This window comes from Flammeovirga aprica JL-4 (assembly GCF_012844305.1).
GTDB classification, from domain to species: Bacteria; Bacteroidota; Bacteroidia; order Cytophagales; family Flammeovirgaceae; genus Flammeovirga; species Flammeovirga aprica.
The window spans coordinates 1-2,109 of sequence record NZ_JABANE010000254.1 but is presented as its reverse complement, the minus strand read 5'-3'; the positions used below and the strand labels follow the sequence as shown (position 1 = coordinate 2,109).

1 protein-coding gene is annotated in these 2,109 nt (G+C 31.8%); it reads left to right on the top strand.

The annotated features are described in order from the left end of the window. The first annotated feature begins 351 nt into the window (after positions 1 to 351). Positions 352 to 2,016, top strand: a complete 1,665-nt coding sequence (locus HHU12_RS33610) for a hypothetical protein (RefSeq protein WP_169661098.1) — start codon at positions 352 to 354, stop codon at positions 2,014 to 2,016. The last annotated feature ends 93 nt before the right edge of the window (positions 2,017 to 2,109 follow it).

The following is a 2,109-nucleotide window of genomic DNA, read 5'->3' as shown; positions in this document are numbered from 1 at the left end:
GATTTGACACGACAATTTCTAGCTGGAAAGGGTTCAATTTTCTAGGGATTATAGTTATTGGACTAAAAAAATTTATGAAAATCAAAAAAGTCTAGATGACTTCACAAAAAATAAATTAGAATTAACTATGATTTATTTTTGAATTTGTACTTATGAAATTGTAAGAACAATTTAGGTATTTTCTATCAAAAGTATAATGATGAAATAGAAGAACTAATGTAATCATTGTTTTTTGTGAATAAATATCAAATAAGTTTTCAAGGCTGACAAACTACGCTGAATGAACTGCTTTTTCTATAATTTTAATCTTCTAAATTAAAACCTATTTTTTTTAACTGAAAAACTAAAAACATGAAACTCAATTATAGAACTTCCTATATTTTTTTGTTGCCATTGATTTGCCTTTTTTTTAGCTGTGATAATACTCCTCCTGAGAATAAAACTCAGGCTGAAATTATTGAAAAAGTAATCGAGGAAGATGTTGTTACAAAAGAAGAAATTAAAGACGAAGTAACACCTTCAGCACCAAAAGTTGAACCTATCAAAGAGGAGAAAAGAGAAACCATTTATCTTAATGTATACGATGATGACACTAAGCTTTACGACTCTTTAATTTACCGCAATGAAGGTTTTGAATTAAAACAATATCCTATTGACACGGTACTATTAAAATCCAATACTTCTGAGATCACCTATCAGATGGATAGTTCTACTTTCGAGGACTCAGAGCAAAGTATTGTATTAAAACTTAAAGACGGTTCTTCTCATACTATTCGAAAGGAGTACAAAAAAGAAAAAATATACTTGGGAATACATCCAAATTTAAATTGTCATGTTGTAAAAGATACAGATGATTGGTATTTCCTTATCAACAGAGAAACTGCATCTGAGCTGAAAATCGAAGATATAAATGACAACCTATTTTTAAATCCTGATAGTTCTACAGCCCTAACAATTCTTCATAACAACGGTCTCACTGAAAATGGAGATTATTACCGTCTATATGATGTGGATTCCTCGTTTAATTTTGAGCCACTCTTACAAATGAATTTTGATACGTTCAAAGGACCTTCTAATGCCGTTTGGACCAACGATTCAACTTTTCAAATTGCATATAATAAAGATTCAAAAACCGGTTTTGCACTAACCCGATATGAATATGATAACGATTTTGATGAGATTGTTCTTAAAGGGATATCAGCTTTGAAAAAAGGACTTGATCCTAAAAAAGAATCTATTTATTGTTCTCCACAACCAACTTACGGAGAAGATCATGAGCCAAAAATCCATGATGACCTTCTTTCTGGTTTTACTCAGGAATTCGATAAATGGGAAAGATGGAATTTGACTGAAAAAGGAAATATTCTCAGTTTTCGATCTAATGAAAATGGATTGATCATGGCTGTCCAAAGAAAAGTGGAAGAGGAAAATTCTTATATGCTTGATTTTATCAATTATGAAGGTGAAGTATTATTTCAATACCCCAATGAATTTAGCTGGACTGAGGTTTTTCATGACGCCGACAACTTTTACATCAAAGAGGCAAAAGATCAGTTTGTAAAGATTGACCAAAACTTTGAGAAAGAAATCATACAAGATCTCCCTTATGATTCTCAAAAAACAATCATCCCCATTGAAGTCGTTTATGACCAAATACATCTTTATTCACCGGATGGGGCTTTAAAAGTGGAATATCCATCTCTAAACGGTCAAGAGTTAATTGTTGAAAACATTCATAATGAATCCACCTACAAGATCTTGAGCAATGAAAAGGCTCGTATATGGAATTTAGGTTACTTATGTTGGGACGATAAAGGCGAAAAACTATATTTAGATAACACCGGAGAAAGTGCTATGGCTTGTATTTGGGAAATTGATTTGAAAGCGAAAACTATCGCTAAAATAATCCCAGAACACGAGGCTGAACATCCAACCTTTTTCAGGTACAAAGGCGTTCCTCACTTAATCTATTTTGAGGAAGATAATATCAAATTAGCTACTCCGAAATTGCAATAGTAGACTACATTGAGCTTTAGAGTGGATTTGCAACATTTTTTCGGATAAAAAGTTAAGCCACCTTTTGATTATATAATTCTAAAAACTGTTCTG